The 15,158-nt window shown below is 71.5% G+C and carries 15 protein-coding genes; 7 read left to right on the top strand and 8 right to left on the bottom strand.

Features of this window, described 5'->3' with window-relative positions:
* Positions 1-75: 75 nt before the first annotated feature.
* From zwf to pgl, 3 genes are read left to right on the top strand one after another with little or no spacing between them, the layout of a single operon-like run.
* Complete coding sequence (zwf, locus tag IL992_RS28775) at positions 76-1,596, top strand: glucose-6-phosphate dehydrogenase (RefSeq protein ID WP_193206639.1); 1,521 nt, start codon at positions 76-78, stop codon at positions 1,594-1,596.
* A gap of 49 nt (positions 1,597-1,645) precedes the next feature.
* A complete protein-coding gene (locus IL992_RS28770; RefSeq protein ID WP_193206507.1) occupies positions 1,646-2,569 on the top strand; it encodes a glucose-6-phosphate dehydrogenase assembly protein OpcA in 924 nt (307 codons plus the stop codon).
* The gene (gene pgl / locus IL992_RS28765; RefSeq protein ID WP_079319890.1) at positions 2,566-3,345 is read left to right on the top strand and encodes a 6-phosphogluconolactonase; all 780 of its coding nucleotides are present in this window, start codon (positions 2,566-2,568) and stop codon (positions 3,343-3,345) included. The genes IL992_RS28770 and pgl overlap by 4 nt, the downstream gene beginning before the upstream one ends.
* A gap of 33 nt (positions 3,346-3,378) precedes the next feature.
* Here the strand turns inward: pgl and IL992_RS28760 are convergent, their stop codons facing one another.
* Positions 3,379-4,281: a hypothetical protein gene (locus IL992_RS28760; RefSeq protein WP_193206506.1), complete on the bottom strand. Its 903-nt coding sequence runs from the start codon at positions 4,279-4,281 to the stop codon at positions 3,379-3,381.
* Positions 4,282-4,318: 37 nt separating this feature from the next.
* Between IL992_RS28760 and IL992_RS28755 the strand changes: the two genes are divergently transcribed.
* Positions 4,319-4,885, top strand: coding sequence for a YciI family protein (locus IL992_RS28755; RefSeq protein WP_226873958.1), 567 nt, complete (start codon positions 4,319-4,321; stop codon positions 4,883-4,885).
* 71 nt (positions 4,886-4,956) lie between these two features.
* Here the strand turns inward: IL992_RS28755 and IL992_RS28750 are convergent, their stop codons facing one another.
* Positions 4,957-6,033, bottom strand: coding sequence for a GNAT family N-acetyltransferase (locus IL992_RS28750; protein WP_193206505.1), 1,077 nt, complete (start codon positions 6,031-6,033; stop codon positions 4,957-4,959).
* A gap of 196 nt (positions 6,034-6,229) precedes the next feature.
* On the opposite strand from IL992_RS28750, the gene IL992_RS28745 reads away from it, so the two are divergent.
* Both IL992_RS28745 and IL992_RS28740 read left to right on the top strand, forming a co-directional pair.
* Positions 6,230-7,627 carry an NAD(P)/FAD-dependent oxidoreductase gene (locus IL992_RS28745; RefSeq protein WP_193206504.1) on the top strand — a complete coding sequence of 466 codons (1,398 nt, stop codon included), beginning with the start codon at positions 6,230-6,232 and terminating at the stop codon, positions 7,625-7,627.
* A gap of 10 nt (positions 7,628-7,637) precedes the next feature.
* A complete protein-coding gene (locus IL992_RS28740; RefSeq protein ID WP_193206503.1) occupies positions 7,638-9,245 on the top strand; it encodes an amidohydrolase in 1,608 nt (535 codons plus the stop codon).
* A gap of 48 nt (positions 9,246-9,293) precedes the next feature.
* Here the strand turns inward: IL992_RS28740 and IL992_RS28735 are convergent, their stop codons facing one another.
* The gene (locus IL992_RS28735) at positions 9,294-10,187 is read right to left on the bottom strand and encodes an MBL fold metallo-hydrolase (protein ID WP_193206502.1); all 894 of its coding nucleotides are present in this window, start codon (positions 10,185-10,187) and stop codon (positions 9,294-9,296) included.
* A 116-nt stretch (positions 10,188-10,303) separates the two neighbouring features.
* Here IL992_RS28735 and IL992_RS28730 point away from each other — a divergent pair, with 116 nt between their 5' ends.
* Positions 10,304-11,191 carry a LysR family transcriptional regulator gene (locus tag IL992_RS28730; RefSeq protein WP_193206501.1) on the top strand — a complete coding sequence of 296 codons (888 nt, stop codon included), beginning with the start codon at positions 10,304-10,306 and terminating at the stop codon, positions 11,189-11,191.
* A gap of 66 nt (positions 11,192-11,257) precedes the next feature.
* Here IL992_RS28730 and IL992_RS28725 read toward each other — a convergent pair whose 3' ends face one another.
* From IL992_RS28725 to gap, 5 genes are all read right to left on the bottom strand, one after another.
* Positions 11,258-11,605, bottom strand: coding sequence for an RNA polymerase-binding protein RbpA (locus IL992_RS28725; RefSeq protein ID WP_079319880.1), 348 nt, complete (start codon positions 11,603-11,605; stop codon positions 11,258-11,260).
* Between the two features lie 75 nt (positions 11,606-11,680).
* Positions 11,681-11,911, bottom strand: coding sequence for a preprotein translocase subunit SecG (secG, locus tag IL992_RS28720; protein WP_076441471.1), 231 nt, complete (start codon positions 11,909-11,911; stop codon positions 11,681-11,683).
* Positions 11,912-12,035: 124 nt separating this feature from the next.
* Positions 12,036-12,815: a triose-phosphate isomerase gene (gene tpiA, locus IL992_RS28715; protein WP_193206500.1), complete on the bottom strand. Its 780-nt coding sequence runs from the start codon at positions 12,813-12,815 to the stop codon at positions 12,036-12,038.
* Positions 12,816-14,003 (bottom strand): phosphoglycerate kinase, encoded by a 1,188-nt coding sequence (locus tag IL992_RS28710; protein ID WP_193206499.1) that lies wholly within the window; start codon positions 14,001-14,003, stop codon positions 12,816-12,818.
* Positions 14,003-15,007 carry a type I glyceraldehyde-3-phosphate dehydrogenase gene (gap, locus tag IL992_RS28705; protein ID WP_169985998.1) on the bottom strand — a complete coding sequence of 335 codons (1,005 nt, stop codon included), beginning with the start codon at positions 15,005-15,007 and terminating at the stop codon, positions 14,003-14,005. Before gap ends, IL992_RS28710 begins: the two co-directional genes overlap by 1 nt.
* Positions 15,008-15,158: the final 151 nt, after the last annotated feature.

The raw sequence follows: 15,158 nt of genomic DNA, 5'->3' as shown, positions 1-15,158 counted from the left end.
GACGACCTGACGAGCGTCGAGCAGGCGGTTCTGGCCGCCGCTCAGGCCGCCACGACCGCGACGACCGAGCTGACCATGGCCGCCAACCCGCTGCGCGACCCGCGCGACCGGCGCCTGCCCCGGGTCGCCGGGCCCTGCGTGCTCGTGCTGTTCGGCGTCACGGGCGACCTCGCCAAGCGCAAGCTGCTGCCGGCGATCTACGACCTGGGGAACCGGGGGCTGCTGCCCCCGGGCTTCTCCCTGGTCGGGTTCGCCCGCCGCGACTGGGCGCACGAGGACTTCGCCCAGGTCACGTACGAGGCGGTCAAGGAGCACGCGCGGACGCCGTTCCGCGAGGAGGTCTGGAAGCAGCTCAGCGAGGGCATTCACTTCTGCCCGGGCGAGTTCAACGACGACGGCGCCTTCGACGTGCTCGCCATGATGCTCAAGGAGATCGACGAGACCCGGGGTACCGGCGGCAACTACGCCTTCTACCTGTCGGTGCCGCCGAAGTTCTTCCCGCTCGTGATCGAGCAGCTCAAGCGGACGAACCTGGCCAAGGCGCCCGAGGGCTCCTGGCGCCGGGTCGTCATCGAGAAGCCGTTCGGGCACGACCTGAAGAGCGCCAGGGAGCTCAACGAGATCACCAGCGCGGTGTTCCCGGAGAGCTCGGTCTTCCGGATCGACCACTACCTCGGCAAGGAGACGGTCCAGAACATCCTGGCGCTCCGCTTCGCCAACACGCTGTACGAGCCGATCTGGAACCGGGGCTACGTCGACCACGTCCAGATCACGATGGCCGAGGACATCGGCATCGGCGGCCGGGCCGGCTACTACGACGGCATCGGCGCGGCCCGTGACGTGATCCAGAACCACCTGCTCCAGCTCCTCGCGCTGGTCGCGATGGAGGACCCCACCTCCTTCGACGCCGACGCGCTGCGCCGGGAGAAGGAGAAGGTGCTGCGGGCCGTCAAGCTGCCCGCCGACCTGGCCACCGGCACCGCCCGCGGCCAGTACGTCCGGGGCTGGCAGGGCGGCGAGCCCGTCGTCGGCTACCTGGAGGAGCAGGGCATCTCCCCCGACTCCGCCACCGAGACGTACGCCGCGGTGAAGCTGGAGGTGGCCAACCGCCGGTGGGCCGGGGTGCCGTTCTACCTGCGTACGGGCAAGCGGCTCAGCCGCCGGATGACCGAGGTGGCCGTCGTCTTCCAGCGGGCGCCGCATCTGCCGTTCAGCAAGGACGACACCGAGATCCTCGGGCACAACGCGCTGGTCATCCGTGTCCAGCCGGACGAGGGCATCACGGTGCGCTTCGGCTCCAAGGTGCCGGGCACGGCCATGGAGGTCAGGGACGTCAACATGGACTTCGCCTACGGCGAGTCGTTCATGGAGTCCTCCCCCGAGGCGTACGAGCGGCTGCTGCTCGACGTGCTCATCGGCGACCCGCCGCTGTTCCCGCACCAGCGGGAGGTGGAGCTGTCGTGGAACATCCTCGACCCGATCGAGGAGTTCTGGGCCTCCCAGGGCAAGCCCGAGGGGTACGCGTCCGGCTCCTGGGGCCCCGCCTCGGCCGACGCGATGCTGGCCAGGGACGGACGCGCCTGGAGGCGGCTGTGAGCGTGGCTGTCAGCGAGGCGCATCCGGGGTGGAGCGAGCGGAGAGCGGTGTGACGACCTTCAACCTGACCGAGACGACCGCGTCGAAGATCTCTTCGACGCTCACCCGCCTGCGGCACCAGATGGGCGCACCCGCCGTCGGCATGGTGCTCACCCTCGTCGTGGTGGTGGACGAGGCGGGGCAGTACGACGCCCTGCGCGCGGCCACCGAGGCGGCGCGCGAGCACCCCTCGCGCATCCTCATGGTGATCATCCGTGACCCGGCCGAGCCCAACCGGCTGGACGCGGAGATCCGGGTGGGCGAGTCGGCGCCGGGCGAGGTCGTGCTGCTGCGCCTGTACGGCGAGTTGACCGAGCACGCCGACTCGGTGATCACACCGCTGCTGCTCACCGACACGCCGGTGGTGGTGTGGTGGCCGGGCGAGTGCCCGGAGATCCCCGCCAAGCACCCGATCGGGCACCTGGGCAGCCGCCGGATCCTGGACGCCAGGTCGGCCGGAGACGCGGTCGCCGCGATCTCCTCGCGGGCCGGCAGCTACGTCCCCGGCGACACCGACCTGGCCTGGACGCGGCTCACGCCGTGGCGCAGCCTGCTGGCCGCCGCCTTCGACCAGCCCATGGGGAAGATCACCGGGGGTGTGGTGGAGGCCGCCGCGGGCAACCCCAGCGCGCCGCTGCTCGCCGCCTGGCTGTGCGACCGGCTGGAGGCGCCGATCGAGGTCGTCGGCTCCGGCGGCCCCGGCCTGACGGGCGTGCGGCTGTCGATCGAGGGTGGCGGCGAGTTGACGGTGAGCAGGAGCGACGCCAGGCTCGCCACGCTGTCGCGGCCCGGCCACCCCGACCGGCGGGTCGCCCTGGCGCGCAGGCCGACCTCGGAGCTGCTGGCCGAGGAACTGCGCAGGCTCGACCCCGACGACATCTACGCCGCCTCGATCCGCCGCCTGGCGGAGATGAAGGGGCGGGGAGGGGCGTGACCGGCGTTCCCACCGTCATCGTCCACCGCGACGCCGAACTGCTGGCCCAGGCCGTGGCCGCCCGCCTCATCACGCGGCTGGTGGACACGCAGGCGGCCCGCGGTTCCGCGCACCTGGTGCTGACCGGCGGCACCGTGGGCATCGCGACGCTCGCCGCCCTCGCGGGGACGGCGGCGCACGACGCCATCGACTGGCGGGCGCTCGACATCTGGTGGGGCGACGAGCGGTTCCTGCCGACCGGCCATCCCGAGCGCAACGAGACCGGGGCACGCCAGGCCCTGCTCGACCACGTCGACGTGGACCCGGCTCGGGTGCATCCGATGCCCGGCCCCGACTCGGGGATGACCGCCGAGGAGGCCGCCGACGCGTACGCGGTGGAGCTGGCCAAGGCGGCCAGGCCGGAGGACCACGGGCCGGTGCCCTCGTTCGACGTGCTGCTGCTCGGCATGGGCCCCGACGGCCACGTGGCCTCGCTGTTCCCGGGCCAGCCGGCCGTGTACGAGGAGGATCGGCCGGTCGTGTCCGTGCACGGTTCCCCCAAGCCGCCGCCGACCCGGGTGTCGCTGACGTTCCCCGCGCTGCGGGCCGCCAGGGAGGTCTGGGTCGTCGCGGCGGGCGAGGAGAAGGCGCAGGCCGTCAGGATGGCACTGTCGGACGCCGGACCGTTCCAGGTTCCGGCCGCCGGGGCGCGCGGGCGGCAGCGCACGCTGTTCCTGCTCGACCGCGCCGCCGCGCACAAGATCCCACCGTCCCTGGGGCGGATCGCTTCGCCCTGACAGGAGATCACAAGGGAAACGGCCGGGCCGGCGTCACGCCTCGCCCGGCCGTTCCAGGTCGCCTGATCGGGCCTCGTCGAGGGCGGCACGGGCCTGGTCGGCACTCTGGCGGGCGGACCGGGCGGCTCGTTCGGCGTTCGTCTCCTCACGGCGGGCGACCTCCAGCCGGTGTTCGGCCGCGTTCAGCTTGTCCTTGGCCTTGGCCAGCTTGGCCGTGAGCGTCTCGACCTTGGCCACGCGCTGCTCGTGCTCGCGTACGGCCTCGGCCCGCTCGGCCTCCCAGTCGGCGCGGCCCCGCTCCGCCTCCCGCACGGCCTGCTCGGCCTCGGCGAGGGCGTCCTCCATGCGCTTGATGTGACGCTCCCGCTCCGCTTCCCGCCGTTCCCGCTCCGCTTTGTCGCGTTCGGCCTTCGGCGCGGGCCGCTCCCGCGCCGCCGGTTCGGGGGCGGGCCGTACGACGGGGGCCGGAGTGAAGCCGCTGTAGCTCAGGGGGCGGGTCAGCCGGCCCAGGCGCACCTGCTCGGCCGCGTCCTCGTCCACCACCGCGGCGTCGAGGGTCTGCTCGATCTCCAGATCGGCCGCCGGGGCCAGCGGATGCCCGGCCGCCTCCGCCTCCTCCCGTACGGACCGCACGAGGCGGGCGATGAGCGGGGTCCGTTCACGGCCCGCCTCCGCCAAGGCGTCGGCATCCTGGCCCCGCCACGCGTCCCGCAGCCGCCGGCCGAGGTCGAGCAGCCGACCGAGGTCCTCACCGCGTTCCCGAGCGGTCCGGTTGACGGCCCAGGCCACGACGGTGGGCTTGCGCAGTGCCTTGATCCGCTTGGCCAGCGCGGCGTCGCCGGCCGCCTTCGCCTCCTTGGCCAGCGCGTCGCGGGCCGAGGTGAACTCCTCGGGCACCATGCCGTAGAGCCGGTCGGCCGCCTCGTCGAAGTCCACAGACCACCTGTACCTGAGTTCCCCGTGGCGTTCCACCATGCTAGGAACTCTCCGCATGGAGTTCTTCTGTTATCACCGCGATCGGCCCGGCTCGGGGGCGCTGCGCGACGAACTGGTGGAAAAGCACTGGTCCTACATGGACCGGTACGCCGCGGAGATGATCGCCCGCGGCCCGACCTTCGACCGCGTCACCGACATCGCCACCGGCAGTGTGCACATCGTGGACTTACCGGATCCCGCCACGGCGCGTGCGTTCGCCTTGGACGAGCCCAACTACCAGGCCGGTGTGTATCGGGACGTGATGGTACGGCGATGGCGCAACGTACTGGGGCGCACCATGGGGGATTTCCCCGGCGGCAGGGACGGCGGCAACCGATATCTGGTGCTGGGCCTGGGCTCCGGGGAGGCCGCCGACCTCGTCCCGCCGCCCGGCCGGGACGAGCTGATCGCGTACGGACCTCTGCTGTCCGACGACGGCGCCACCTGGCTGGGTACGGCGGTGCTGGTCCGGGCGCCGGACCCGGACGCGGCACGCGCCGTCCTGACCCGCAACCGGTACGCCGACATCGAGGTGCACGACTGGGAGTTCGGCGGGCGGCGGTGACGAATCGCGGCGATCCGTCCTGGTCCGGTGCCCTGAGCTACACCGGACCAGGAGGATCACCCGTGAGGGCGTCAGCTCGGGGAAGCCGTCGCCATCACGCCCACGGCGATCCGCGCCTCCATCACACCGGGATCCTCGGTGTGGGTGAGCGTCGCGCCGAGGGAGCCGAGCAGCCTGCGCATGCGCGTGTTGTCGTACAGGAGGGTCGCCCGCACCTCGGCGAAGCCGAGGTCCCTGGCCTGGGCGAGGAGCATGCGTGCGAGGTGGGTGCCGAGCCCCCGGCCCTGCCAGCGGTCCTCCACGAGGAAGGCGATCTCCGCTATGCCGGGGTCTGGGGTGAACATCAGCGACGCGAGCGCGACGACCTGGCCGTCGTGCCCCGCGACGAGCGACTGGCCGCGGCCCCGGTCGCACAGCCGGTCGAACGTGCGCGGCGGCAGGGTGGGGTTGGCGGTGAAGTAGCGGAACCTGCGCGTCTCGGGTGAGCAGCGCTCGTGCAGGTCGCGCAGCGCCTCGCGGTAGAGCGAGGTCAGCGGCTTGACCTGCACCTCCGCGCCGTCGGCGAGCCGCACCGGCCCCTCGGCCGCGGACGGTTCGGCCGGCGGCTGCGCCAGCCTCACCATCGCGGCGGCACGGGCCGCCTCGGTCAGGGTGAACGGGAGCCCGGAGCGGCGCAGCCGGATCGACCGTCGCGGCGCCACGGGCACCACCAGCAGGGTCGGGTCGGGCAGCTCCGGCGCCTCCCCCTCGTCCCGCTCGCCGTCCTCGTTCCGCGAGCGTACGGCGGTCGCGCCGTACACCCAGCGGGCGTCGTCGGCGCGCAGCAGCTCGCCGAGGATCTCCGGCAGGCGCCACGGAGCCGAGCGCAGCCGGGCGGCGAGCAGCAGCGTACGCGTCGGCTCGTCGGTCAGTTCGTGCGCGGTGGCGGGTACGATCCGCACCCGCCTCCCGCCCGCGGCCTCCAGCGCCTCGCGTACGGCCTCGGGGGAGGCGGGGATGTCCGTGACGAACTCGTCGACCGTGCCGTCCGTGTCGGGCTGCACCGACAGGCCCAGGATGTTGCCGCCCTTGTCTGCCAGGGCGGTCGCCAGCGACGCCAGCCGCCCGGGCCGCTCGTCCACGGTCGTACGAATCCGGAAGAACCCCATGGGTATCCGCTCCCTCCGTTGCGCTGGTCTTCAGCCTGCCGGAGGGTTGTTACACGTTTGCTACACAGCGGTGAGCCGATCGTTTCCTTCCGATGGATCATGTTACGACTACGGTTATCCGCATGTGTCTCCACGGATCTCCACGACATCCGTCGCCGAATGGCGAGATGAGCACGGATATAGCAGGATGTGCACCATGACCGCTCCCCTGTCCCCCGGATTCGTCAACGGTGAGGTGTCCTTCTGGTACCGGTCGCTGGGAGTGCCCGCGCCCGGAGAGCCGCTCGGCGGCGACCTGCAGGCCGACGTGGCCGTGGTCGGCGCGGGCTACACGGGACTGTGGACCGCCTACTACCTGAAGAAGTCCGACCCGTCGCTGCGGGTCGTCGTGCTGGAGAAGGAGTTCGCGGGCTTCGGGGCGTCGGGCCGCAACGGCGGCTGGCTGACCGGCGCACTGGCCGGCTCACCCGAGCGGTACGCCAAGACCCACGGCCCGGACGGGGCCCGGCGGCTGCAGCGCGCGATGTTCGAGGCCATCGACGAGGTCATCCGCGTCGCCCGGGAGGAGGGCATCGACGCGGACATCGTCAAGGGCGGCCTGCTCACCGTCGCCCGCGGCCCGGCGCAGGGCCTGCGGCTGCGCGAGGAGCTGACGGGCCAGCGCGGCTGGGGCTGGGACGCCGACGACGTCCGGCTGCTGACCACCGACGAGATGAACGACCGGTTGCGCGTGGCGGGCGCCACCGGAGCCACCTGGAGCCCGCACTGCGCCAGGATCCAGCCGGCCAAGCTCGTCCGCGGCCTGGCGCGGGCGGTACGGGACCTGGGCGTCGAGATCTACGAGCGGACCCCCGTCACCGAGATCGCGCCGGGCCGGGCGGTCACGCCGTACGGGACCGTGCGGGCGGACCACGTGCTGCGCTGCACCGAGGGGTTCACCGCCACCATCGCCGGTCACCACCGCGACTGGCTGCCGATGAACAGCTCCATGATCGTCACCGAGCCGCTGCCCGAGCAGGTCTGGGCGGAGATCGGCTGGCAGGGCCGCGAACTGCTCGGCGACATGGCGCATTACTACATGTACGCCCAGCGGACGGCCGACGACCGCATCGCCTTCGGCGGGCGCGGCAGGCCCTACCTGTACGGATCGAGGATCGACGAGCGGGGCCACACGCACGCCTGGACCGTGGACGCGTTGTGGGAGCTGCTGGTCGCGTTCTTCCCCGCGGTCGCCGGGTCGCGGGTGGAGCACGCCTGGTCGGGCGTGCTCGGCGTGCCGCGCGACTGGTGCTCGGCCGTCCACCTGGACCCCGCGACCGGCCTCGGCTGGGCGGGCGGTTACACGGGCCACGGCGTGACCACCACCAACCTCGCCGGGCGCACGCTGTGCGACCTGGTGCTGCGCCGCGAGTCCGACCTGACCCGGATGCCGTGGGTGGACCGCCGAGTGCGCTCTTGGGAGCCCGAACCGCTGCGCTGGCTCGGCGTCCACTCGATGTACCGTCTCTACCGCCTGGCCGACGCCCGCGAGAGCAGGGGCATGACCAGGACGTCGGTACTGGCGAGGATCGCCGACAAGATCACCGGGCACTGAAAGGCATCACGTGAGCTCCTCCCTTCTGTTCCGCGGCGGCCGCGTCTTCGTCCCCGGCGGCTTCGCCGAGGCGGTCCTCGTCCGCGACGGCGTGATCGCCGCCGTCGGCGCCGAGTCCGACCTCGTACGGCTGGCGCCGAACGCCGAGCCGGTGGACCTCGGCGGCGGCCTGCTGACCCCGGGATTCACCGACGCCCACGTCCACCCGGTGCAGGCCGGGCTGGAGCGGGCCAAGTGCGAGCTGTCCGAGGTGTACGGGCTCGACGCCTACACGGCCAGAATCGCCGACTATGCTGCGAAAAATCCGGACAAGGAGTGGATCGACGGCGGCGGCTGGGACATGTCGGCCTTCCCCGGCGGCCTCCCCCACCGGTCCCAGATCGACTTCCTCGACCGGCCGGCGTACTTCGTGCAGCGCGACCACCATGCCGCCTGGGTGAACACGCGGGCGCTCGAGCTCGCCGGGATCACGAAGGACACCCCCGACCCCGCGGACGGCCGCATCGAGCGCGACCCGGACGGCACGCCGAGCGGCGTGCTGCACGAGGGCGCCATGGACCTGGTCGGCCTGCTCACCCCGCGCCCGACCCCGGCCGACGTCGACGCCGCTCTGATGGACGCGCAGGCCCACCTGTTCTCGCTGGGCATCACCGGCTGGCAGGACGCCATCGTCGGGTCGTACGCCGGGTCGGACGACCAGCTGCCCACCTACCTCGCCGCGGCCTCCTCAGGACGGCTGAAGGCGCGCGTGGTCGGCGCCCTGTGGTGGGACCGCACCCGCGGCGCCGAGCAGATCCCCGGCCTGGTCGAGCGGCGTGCGATGGCTGAGGGTCTGGACCGGTTCCGGGCGACCTCCATCAAGATCATGCAGGACGGCATCCCCGAGAACTTCACCGCCGCCGTCATCGAGCCCTACTGCCGCTGCGGCGGCACCGGCCTGTCGTACATCGACCCTGTGCTGCTCGGCGGGTACGTCAAGGAGCTCGACGCGCTGGGCTTCCAGGTGCATTTCCACGCCATCGGCGAGCGGGCCGTGCGCGAGGCGCTCGACGCGCTGACCGGCACCGACCCCGCCAACCGGCACCACATCGCGCACGTGCAGATCATCACGCCGCAGGACGTGCCGCGCTTCGCCGAGCTCGGGGTCACGGCCAACCTGCAGGCGCTGTGGGCGACCCACCACCTGCAGATGGACGAGCTGTGCATCCCCTACCTCGGCGAGGAGCGCGCCTCCTGGCAGTACCCCTTCGCCGACCTCGTACGGCACGGCACCCGCTTCGCCGGGGGCTCGGACTGGCCGGTCTCCTCGGCCAACCCCCTGGAGGCCATGCACGTGGCGGTCAACCGCACCGAGCCGGGCAGTTCGGTCCACGCGACGTACCCCACGGCGCAGACTCCCTTCCTGCCCGAGCAGAGCCTCGACCTGCGGACGATCCTGACGGCCTACACCGAGGGATCGGCCTGGATCAACCGCTCCCCCGCCGGGGTGATCGAGGAGGGCCGCCCCGCCGACCTCGTCGTGCTCGACCGCGACCCCTTCGCGCTCGACCCGAAGGACATCTGGACCACCAAGGTCGTCATGACGTTCCTCGACGGCGAGCCGGTGCACGGCGGGTGACCGGGGCGAGCGCCTCCGCGTGAACCTCAGGCGGGCCGGCCGCCCGCGTCATGCGGGGTGTTCGGCGCACAGGCAGCCGACGCCCTTCTCGATCCACTCCCGGCCGGCCCACTCCGGGTGCCGCTCGATCATGAGCGCTCTGACCTCCTCGACGATCGTCTGCTCGCTCACGGCCGAGTCCCGGCGCGCCCAGGTCTCGTCACGCAGCAGTTCGAGGTAGTCGCGGACGTCGGCGAGCAGCCGCGGGCCGCCGACGTCTCCGTGGCCGGGCACCACCACCCGCGGCGACGCATCGGCCAGCCGCCGCATCACGGCGATCCAGCGGGTGCCGGACACGTCGGTGTCGTGCGGCGGGAACCACGGGAAGATGGCGAACTGCCCGGCCTCCACGAGATCGCCGGTGAACATCACCCCGGCGTCAGGGACCGTGATCACCTGGTCGCCCCGGCTGTGCGCCCGACCGGCGGCCCGCAGCCGCACCACCCGGCCGCCCAGGTCGAGGTCGTACGCGTCGTCGTAGACGACGTCCGGGGTGGCGATCTCGACGCCCTCCAGCTGCCGGGCGACCGGTTCGCCGAGTCCCCTGAACATGTCGAGGTAGGCGGCGCCCTTCGCGGCCAGGTCCTCGGCCTGCGCCCGGTTCACCAGGAATGTCGCCTCCCCGGCGAACACCTGCGCCCCGAACGCGTGCTCGGGGTGGAAGTGCGTCGTGGTCAGGTAGAGCCTGCGGCCCGCCGCGTACTCCGCCGCGAACCCGAGCACGGTCTCGGCGTTTCGCGGGCCCATTCCGGTCTCGACGACCAGCACGGAATGGGTGCCGCCGATGACGCCGACGTTGGGCACCAGTTGCACCCGGCGATTGGGGATCACCACCAGGTCGCGGGCGAGCTCCCGCACCTCCTCGATCCGCACGACGGGCTCGGGCAGCGTGTATTCGGACATCGCATCCAATCCTCTGGAAAGCCTGAAAAAGGGCAGCTCCAGTCCATTACGGGATCCTCTGCCGCGTCCAACACCGGTTGCGCACGCCCGATACCGTGCCGGTATCGTCGCCGGTGATGGACCTACGCTCGCTGCGCTATTTCGTGGCGGTCGCCGAGGAACGCCACTTCGGGCGGGCCGCGGCGCGCCTGCACATGACCCAGCCGCCGCTGAGCCGCGCCGTCAGGCAACTGGAGGCCGACCTCGGCGCCCTCCTGCTGCACCGGTCGCCCACCGGCGTCACGCTGACCGCCGCCGGCGCCGCGCTCTACGACGAGGCACGCGCGCTGCTGGAGCAGGCCGAGCGGGTGCGCGCCCGGGTCGCCGCGGCGGCCGGCGCCGCCACCCTGACCATCGGCACGATCGCGGACAGCGCCGAACAGGCCGGAGCCCGGCTCGCCGCGGCCTTCCGCCGGCGTCACCCCGGAGTCCAGGTCCGCGTCCGTGAAGCCGACTTCACCGACCCGACCACGGGCCTTCGGGCCGGGCTCGTCGACGTCGCCCTCACCAGGGCGCCCTTCGACGACACCGGGATCACCACCTGCCTGCTGCGCTCCGACCCCATGGGCGTGGTCCTGCGGGCCGACGACCCGCTCGCCCGCCGCGAGACCCTGCACCTGAACGATCTCGCCGATCGCCCGTGGTTCCGGCTGCCCGACGGCACCGATCCCGTCTGGCGCGCCTACTGGAACGCCGTCACGCCCGGCGGCGAGCTCAGGGACGGCCCGGTGGTGCGCACCGTCCACGAGTGCCTGCAGGCCGTTCTGTGGAACGGCACGGTCGGACTGGCGCCGACGGCCCACGCGCTGCCCGAGGGGCTCACGTCGGTGCCGCTGGCCGACATGCCGCCCAGCCGCCTCGTCCTGGCCTGGAACAGCTCCGACGCCAGCCCGCTGATCCGATCGTTCGCCCACATCGCCACGGCCGTGTACCGCTCCGCCGGCCGGGAGCCGGCGCATACGTGAAGGCCCTCCCCGCCTGAGCGGGAAGGGCCTGCACTGTCGTCCGGATCAGTAGATCGGGCGTCCGGATCAGTAGATCGGGCGGGAGGAGGAGCGCAGCCGCTCCAGCGCCTCGGCGAGGATCTGCGCGCCGTCCTTGTCGCTACGGCGCTCCTTCACATACGCGAGGTGCGTCTTGTACGGCTCGTTCTTCGGCGGAGCAGGCGGGTTCGACTGGTCCTGCCCGGCCGGCAGTCCGCACCGCGGGCAGTCCCAGAACTCGGGGACGGCCGCGTCGCTGGCGAAGCTCGGGCGCGTCTCGTGCATGTTCGCACACCAGAACGAGACCCGCACACGGGGGGCGGCCTCGCCGCGTTCGGCCTCTCCCATGGGGCCGGCGCCGACTCGGCTGCCACGGATCGCGTTGCCACTACCCACCGATGAACTCCTTGCTCGATCGCCCCGCGGACGGGGGGAGGTGAATCTCTGTCACGCGTGGCCGGAGGCCGTCCGCTACGGCTTGAGCAGCAGGCCCAGCGCGATGATGCAGACGAACCAGACGATGCCGGTGATGATGGTGAGACGGTCCAGGTTACGCTCCACCACCGACGAACCGCCGAAGGAGGACGAGAACCCGCCTCCGAACAGGTCGGACAGGCCGCCGCCCTTGCCCTTGTGGAGCAGGACGAGCAGCACCATCAGAGCGCTCGACAGGATGAGGGCGATGGAGATTCCGATTGTCACCGTAGACCTGTTCCTATGTCCGGGCGTGCACGACGCGTTGTGCACGATGCCATCGGCGTGACGATTCAATTGTGTTCTTTGAGGGTACGTCCTGATGTCAAGTCGCACCCCCCAAACGGCTCAGCTAGCCGGCGGTCTCGCCAAATCGGCAGATCTTGGCGAATTCTCCCGCGTCGAGGCTGGCCCCTCCCACGAGGGCGCCGTCGATGTCGGCCTCCGCCATGATGCCGGCGACGTTGTCCGACTTCACCGAGCCACCGTAAAGGATACGGACAACAGAGGCCACATCGGCACCGTAAAGCTCGGCGAGTCGCGTCCTGATGGCGCCGCACACCTCCTGGGCGTCCTTCGGCGTGGCGACCTCACCGGTGCCGATCGCCCAGACCGGCTCGTACGCGATCACGATGGACTTCGCCTGCTCGGCGGGCACGCCCTCCAGAGCGCCGTCGAGCTGCGCCAGCGTGTGCTCGACGTGGCGGCCCTCCTGGCGCACCGGCAGCCCCTCGCCGACGCACAGGATGGGCGTCAGCGAGTGCCGGTAGGCGGCCTTGACCTTGGCGTTGCACAGCGCCTCGTCCTCGCCGTGGTACTGCCGCCGCTCCGAGTGCCCCACCAGCACGTACGTGCAGCCGAGCTTGCCCAGCATGGCCCCGGAGATCTCCCCGGTGTACGCCCCGGAGTCCTGCGCCGACAGGTCCTGGGCGCCGTAGACGATGCGGAGCTTGTCGGCGTCCACGAGCGTCTGCACGCTGCGCAGGTCGGTGAACGGCGGGATGACCGCGACGTCCGCCTTGTCGTAGTCGCGGTCGGTCAGTGTGAACGCCAGCTTCTGCACCAGGTTGATGGCCTCGAGGTGGTTGAGGTTCATCTTCCAGTTGCCGGCGAACAGCGGCTTGCGGGCCATCTACTCCTCCAGCGCCGCGAGTCCGGGCAGCGTCTTGCCTTCGAGGTACTCGAGGCTCGCGCCGCCACCGGTGGAAATGTGCGAGAAGCCGTCCTCGGGCAGGCCGAGCCTGCGCACGGCCGCCGCCGAGTCGCCGCCGCCGACCACGGTGAACGCCTTGGAGCTCACCAGCGCCTCGGCCACCGCGCGGGTGCCGCCGGAGAACGCGTCGAACTCGAAGACGCCCATCGGGCCGTTCCAGAACACGGTCTGGGCGTCGGCCAGCTTCGAGGCGAACAGTTCCCGGGTGCGGGGGCCGATGTCCAGGCCCTCGCGGTCGGCCGGGATCGCGGTGGCGTCCACGACCTCGTACGGCGCGTCGGCGCCGAACTCCGTGGCGGCCAGCACGTCCACCGGCAGCACCAGCTCGACCCCGCGGGAGGCCGCCTCGTCGAGGAAACCCTTGACCTGGTCGATCTGGTCCTCCTGCAGCAGCGACTTGCCCACCTCGTGGCCCTGCGACTTCAGGAACGTGTAGGCCATGCCGCCGCCGATGAGCAGGCGGTCCACCTTGGACAGCAGGTTCGCGATCACGCCGAGCTTGTCGGAGACCTTCGCGCCGCCCAGCACGACGACGTACGGCCTGGCCGTGTCCTCGGTGAGCTTGCGCAGCACCTCGACCTCGGCGAGGACCAGATCGCCCGCCGCGTGCGGCAGCCGCTTGGGCAGGTCGTAGACGCTGGCGTGCTTGCGGTGCACCGCGCCGAAGCCGTCGCCGACGTAGAGCTCGGCGAGGGCGGCCAGCTTGTCGGCGAACTCGCCCCTGACCGCGTCGTCCTTGGACTCCTCACCCGGCTCGAAGCGCAGGTTCTCCAGAAGGGCGACCTGCCCGTCCTGCAGGCCCGCCACCACGCTCTGCGCGGACTCCCCGACCACGTCGGTGGCGAACGCCACGTCCTCGCCGAGCAGCTCGGCCAGCCGCCGGGAGACCGGGGCGAGCGAGTACTTCGGCGTGACGGAGCCCTTGGGGCGGCCGAGGTGGGCGGCGACGACGACCTTCGCGCCGCGCTCGATCAGCTTTCTGATCGTCGGCACCGACGCCCGGATGCGGCCGTCGTCGGTGATCGTCTCCCCGTCGAGGGGGACGTTGAGGTCGGCGCGCACGAACACGCGCCGGCCCTTCACGTCGAGCTCGTCGATTCCGATCATCAGAGGGAGGCGCCCACGTACTCGATGAGGTCCACGAGGCGGTTGGAGTAGCCCCACTCGTTGTCGTACCAGCCGACGACCTTGACCTGGTTGCCGATGACCTTGGTGAGGCCGGCGTCGAAGATGCAGGACGACGGGTCGGTGACGATGTCGCTGGAGACGATCTCGTCCTCGGTGTAGCTGAGGTAGCCCTTCAGCGGGCCCTCGGCGGCGGCCTTGAGCGCGGCGTTGACCTCCTCGACGGTGGTCTCGCGGCCGACCTCGACCGTGAGGTCGGTGGCCGAGCCCGTCGGGATCGGCACGCGCAGCGCGTAGCCGTCGAGCTTGCCCTTCAGCTCCGGCAGGACCAGGCCGATGGCCTTGGCGGCACCGGTGGAGGTCGGGACGATGTTCAGCGCGGCGGCGCGGGCGCGGCGCAGGTCCTTGTGCGGGCCGTCCTGCAGGTTCTGGTCCTGCGTGTAGGCGTGGATGGTGGTCATCAGACCCTTCTCGATGCCGAAGGTGTCGTTGATGACCTTGGCCATCGGGGCCAGGCAGTTGGTGGTGCAGGAGGCGTTGGAGATGATCGTGTGAGCGGCCGGGTCGTACTTGTCGTGGTTCACGCCCATGACGATCGTCACGTCTTCGTTCTTCGCCGGAGCGGAGATGATGACCTTCTTCGCGCCGTTGTCGGCGTGCACCTTGGCCTTGGTGGCGTCGGTGAACAGACCGGTCGACTCGACGACGACGTCCACGCCGAGGTCGCCCCAGGGCAGCTTGGCGGGGTCGCGCTCGGCGAACGCCTTGATCGCCTTGCCGTCAACGGTGATCTCGTCCGCCGAGGCCTTCACCTCGTACGGCAGGCGGCCCAGGATGCTGTCGTACTTCAGCAGGTGGGCCAGCGTGGCGTTGTCGGTGAGGTCGTTGACGGCGACGACCTCGATGTCCTTGCCGCTGGCCGCCACAGCGCGCCAGAAGTTGCGGCCGATACGGCCGAAGCCGTTGACGCCTACGCGGATGCTCACGGATCCGATCTCCTCGTACGTCGTGCGCCGGAGTACCGGCGCCAGGGCTGTGTTAAACCTCAATGACAGACCTTATCGGACCCAAATTGGTGTAGACCACCGGGCCACGCTTTGACGGCGTGTCAGGCCGGACGAGCCGGTGAGCGGGCCC

The sequence above is a fragment of the Microbispora sitophila genome, from assembly GCF_014892245.1.
In the GTDB taxonomy this organism is placed as follows: domain Bacteria; phylum Actinomycetota; class Actinomycetes; order Streptosporangiales; family Streptosporangiaceae; genus Microbispora; species Microbispora siamensis.
The sequence above is the reverse complement of the archived record's forward strand: the minus strand, read 5'-3'. Positions and strand labels throughout refer to the sequence as shown.